4 protein-coding genes are annotated in these 4,230 nt (G+C 63.3%); all 4 read right to left on the bottom strand.

The features are described 5' to 3' along the window. Positions 1–66: 66 nt before the first annotated feature. A complete protein-coding gene (locus WBB95_RS10835) occupies positions 67–858 on the bottom strand; it encodes a MipA/OmpV family protein (RefSeq protein ID WP_424487587.1) in 792 nt (263 codons plus the stop codon). Positions 859–874: 16 nt separating this feature from the next. Further along, positions 875–2,698, bottom strand: coding sequence for a serine hydrolase domain-containing protein (locus WBB95_RS10830; RefSeq protein ID WP_424487586.1), 1,824 nt, complete (start codon positions 2,696–2,698; stop codon positions 875–877). A 94-nt stretch (positions 2,699–2,792) separates the two neighbouring features. Next, positions 2,793–3,281, bottom strand: coding sequence for a GFA family protein (locus tag WBB95_RS10825; protein WP_424487585.1), 489 nt, complete (start codon positions 3,279–3,281; stop codon positions 2,793–2,795). Between the two features lie 32 nt (positions 3,282–3,313). Next, complete coding sequence (locus WBB95_RS10820) at positions 3,314–4,204, bottom strand: LysR family transcriptional regulator (RefSeq protein WP_424487584.1); 891 nt, start codon at positions 4,202–4,204, stop codon at positions 3,314–3,316. Between the last annotated feature and the right edge of the window lie 26 nt (positions 4,205–4,230).

Here is a 4,230-nt window from a genome sequence, read left to right as displayed (position 1 = left end):
CCCACGCGGAGCGTGGGAACGATCGCGCGTTTCCGCTGAGCCAACGCAAGTCAGCTGGGCCCCCGATCAGAACGAGTACTCGACCATCCCCATCACCGATGTCTGCAAGCGCCGCTCCACAATCGGGCTCTTGCCGGCTTCATCCGCCAAATACTGCACATCCAGCAAGGTCGAGAAACGCGTGTGTTCGCTGATCGGCACACTCCACACCAGGTTCATGCCGTTGCTGATATTGCCCGCACCGGCCTTGTAAGCCTTGAACCGGCTCTGTGCCGCCTGCCCGGTGGTTACGCCGTACCACGTCTGCAGGTATTCACGGTCGCCAAAGTGGCTGCTGACGCTGGCATCGACAGCGCCATAGCGGCCTTCATACAGGTTGGTGCCCAGGCTCAGTTCCAGGTGGGTGTAGGCCTTGCCGGTGTCCTTGTGGTCGTCTTCCTTGAGTGCATGTTCCAGGGTTGCGCCGACAATCACCCCGCCCAGGTTATAGCTGGCGCTGACCCCCAATTGCGGGCGTGCCTTGATCTCGCCCATGCCCTTGAGGCGCTTTGAGCCGGCATGCAGCGTTTGGTTTTTATCCTTGCGTGAGCCACTGGCGCCGACATAGGCGGCAAAACTCAGCGCATGGCCTTCATAGCCCCAACCCAGGCCCTTGTCGGTGTCGAGGAAAATCCCCCAGGGGCTCACGACTTTGCCGCCGAGCAACGGCGCGGTCATGCGTTCATCGCTGCCGCTGTAGCGCGGGGCATTGGCTATGCCGGCCTTGAGGCTGTATTGCCAGTCTTCGGCAATCGCGGTGTCGGCAGCGGCGAGCAGGCACAGCGAAGTGAAGGACAGGCAGAGGTTTTTTGAGCGCATCAGGTGTTCGTCCATGTCAGAAAGTCAGGTTTTTTTGCGGAGAATTCGTGCGTTTGAACGAGTAACCCGAGGCACTCAGGCCGTTGACCTGGCGGCTCACGGTGTCGCCCAGGCCGTAGCCGTTGCCCGCGAGTACCGCGTGGGCGTTGTCGACGGGCAGCAGGATGTAGTCGGTGAGCGGCTCGTCGTGCAATTGGCCGCGTATCACCAGGAAGCCTTGTTCGAGGCGCACGCTGATGCCGCTCAGCGGCGCGTCGGGTTCATGGGTGTTGAGCACTTGGTAGGTGCCGATGGTGTCGGCCCAGGCCAGGGGCAGGGCTGGCGGGTCGATACGCTCACCCACGGCGATGCGCTGGCCGTGGCTGCGCGCGGTGAGAATCTGGCGGCCTTGCACCGTGACTACATCCAGCTGCACGCGGCCCAGTTCGCCGAGGTCCTTAAGCCAAAAACCGAGGACTTTTTTCTGTGCGCGCAGCCAGCCCTGGTCGTCGCGCATTAGTTCGAAGTCGAACCCGGCCAGTTCACCTGAGAGCCGATTGTCGTCATCCGTGATCCGGAACACGCCCCAGGCCGTGGCATAAAACCCGGCCAGGCGTTTGCGGTCGACCGCGGCCGGCACGTGACGCAGCTTGAGCCCAAGGCTCGGCGCCTGGCAGTCATCGGCGCAGACCTGATCGCCGGTTTGCGCCTGGAGCATCATGCGCAAGGCGTCGGTGGACAACGACACCACCAGGTCTTCGGCGTTGCTGTCATTGGCCATGATGATCACGGCCAGTTGCTGGTCCGGCAGCAGTGTCAGTTGCGCGGCAAAATCATCCCCGCCGCCGCTGTGCTGCCAAGTGCGCACGCCGGGGCCAACCGGTTCATCGCCGCACGGTGCGAGGAACCAGGCCAGGCCCATCTGGCAGTCGAAGTCCAGGGCATTGCCGGTATTTTGCTGGGTGAACATCGCCTCAAGCATCGCCGGCCCCAGTACGCGCTGGCCTTTGTAGAAGCCTTGGGCGAACAGCATCTGCACGTAGTGGCCGAGGTCTTTGGGGCTCGCCCACAAGCCTGCCGCGGCAAGGTCACGCACTTGGGCGTCGGTGCTGGCAACCCCGTCTTCGTAACCCAGCGCGCGGAAACTCAACTGTGTGCCGGTGCCGACAAAACTCGACTGGTTCATCTCCAGGGGCTTGAGCAGGTTGTTTTGCAGTTGTGCTTCGAAGCTTTTGCCGCTGCTGCGCTCGACGGCGGCACCTACCAGTGAGTAACCGAGGTTGGAATACGCCACCTGGGAGCCCGGCGGGCTGCTCAGCCACACGCCCGATACGCGCATCGGCATCTGGCCCATGGCGTAGGTGCTGCGCAGGTCGCGCAAGTGTTCGCTGGGCAGGCCGGATTGGTGGCTGAGCAGGCGGCGCAGGGTGATATCGCTGTCTGCCGCGTCCTGGTCGCGGTGAAAACGCGAACGGACGTGGAATTCACGCAGGGTCTGCTGGATGGGCTCATCCAACTCCAGGCGGTGTTGCTCGACCAGTTGCAGTGCGGCGGTGGCCGTGAGCAGTTTCGAGATGCCACCGGCGCGAAAGGCCGTGTTGGCTGTGACCGGCACGCCCTGGGCCTTGTCCGCCAGACCGAAGCCGCGGGCCCAGATCAGTTCCTGGCCGTTGACCAGGGCAATCGACAGCCCGGCCACATTCTCCCGGGCCATTTCCCGGGGAATACGCGCTTGCAGGTAACGAATGATCGCGCCGTAGTCGCCCTTTGGGATCGGCGGCGGGGCAGGCGGTTGCCCGTGGCAACCGAGACTGCCCAGCAGGCAACCCAACAGCGGAATACCGCGCAACGTGCGAAACATAACGAGCACCCGAAAGGTGGTTTGGATGCTCGAATGCTAGGGCGGCGGCGTACAGCGGTCTTTGAGAGCTTTGTCGGGAAACTGTCAAAGACTGTTAACGGGTCAGGCCCAATCGTTCATGCCACTGGGCGATGGATTCTTCGGGGTATTCGTCGAACTGCAGGTCGCCCTTGCGCACGCTGACTTCAACCCACGGCGCCTTGGAACCCAGCATCAGGTGCGTGTGCTCAGGCGGCACCGGCAACGGCGTGTCGATCGCCGAGGCAAACGGGTGGATCAACTGCGGCCACTCAGGGCTGAACAACCACAAGGCGCTGCCGCATTGCGAGCAGAAGTGGCGCTCGGCCGTACTCGCATGGGCGCGGTTGGCGCCGTCCGGTTTGAGGCGGGCGTGGTAGATCGAAATGTGCTTGCGGCCCTGTACTTTCAAACTGTCGGTGTCGCCGGCCAGGTTGATTGCATAACCGCCGCCGCCTTGGGTCTTGCGGCAGATCGAGCAGTAGCAACGTTGGTACGGGTAAGGGTGGGCGCTGTTCAGGCTGAACGTCACGGCGCCGCAATGGCAGGATCCTTCGAGTTGCATGGGCGTCTCCTCTGGCAAGGTGACTGTTCAGCTTAGGCGTTTTCGGGCATCAAGGTGGCAATCAGTGCGCGAATGGTCCCCGGCAGCGCTTCCAGTTCACGCACCAGGATACTGCGCTCGCGAATCGCCCACGGCTCATCCAGCTTCACGGCCACCAGTTGCATGGTGCGGCTGTGCCGCAGGGCGGCGGACTCGGGAATGATGCCAATCCCCACGCCGGCCTCGACCATCCGGCAAATCGCCTCGAAGCTCGACACCTGGATGCGCAGCGACAAATGCTTGCCGAGCCGTTCCACGTGTTCGCGCAGGAAACTCAACAGCGTGCTGCCTTCGTGCAGGCCGATGTGCTGGTAGGCGAGGGTTTGCTCCAGCGTCACCGACGGTTGCTGCGCCAAGGGATGGCCGACCGGCACCATCAGCACCAGTTCGTCGGTGCTGAAGTGCAACACCTGCAAACCCGCCGCTTCCACGGGGCCGGCAATGATGCCCATGTCGCTGGTGCCATCAAGCACGCCGCGCACGATGTCGCGGGACAGGCGTTCCTGCAGGTCGACAGTCACGCCGGGGCGCTTGGACAAAAAACCCGCCAGCACTTCCGGCAAGAACTCGGTGACTGCCGTGGTATTGGCAAAGATGCGGATGTGCCCAGCCGAATCCACGCCGTATTGGGTGAACTCGCTCTTGAGGTAATCGACCTGGCGCATGATCAGCCGCGCGTGGTGCAGCAGCCGTTCGCCCGCCGGGGTGATTTCCACGCCACGGCTGTCGCGGTAGAGCAGGCGGGTGTCCAGTTGCCCTTCCAGCGCCTTGATCCGCGCGCTGGCCGCCGCCGGCGAGAGGAACGCGCGCTTGGCGCCCTGGGTCAGGCTGGGGGATTCGGCGATGTGGATAAACAGGCGCAGGTCGGCGAGATCGAAGTGCATAGCGGCTCCTGGGTGTACACAAGTCT

The sequence above is a fragment of the Pseudomonas sp. genome (assembly GCF_049645325.1).
Lineage (GTDB): Bacteria > Pseudomonadota > Gammaproteobacteria > Pseudomonadales > Pseudomonadaceae > Aquipseudomonas.
Note: the sequence above shows the minus strand (reverse complement) of the source record. Positions and strands in the feature narration are given on the sequence as shown.

Coding starts and splice junctions, on each gene's coding strand:
- WBB95_RS10835 (WP_424487587.1), bottom strand. CDS start 858: ATGCGCTCAAAAAACCTCTGCCTGTCCTTCACTTCGCTGTGCCTGCTC.
- WBB95_RS10830 (WP_424487586.1), bottom strand. CDS start 2,698: ATGTTTCGCACGTTGCGCGGTATTCCGCTGTTGGGTTGCCTGCTGGGC.
- WBB95_RS10825 (WP_424487585.1), bottom strand. CDS start 3,281: ATGCAACTCGAAGGATCCTGCCATTGCGGCGCCGTGACGTTCAGCCTG.
- WBB95_RS10820 (WP_424487584.1), bottom strand. CDS start 4,204: ATGCACTTCGATCTCGCCGACCTGCGCCTGTTTATCCACATCGCCGAA.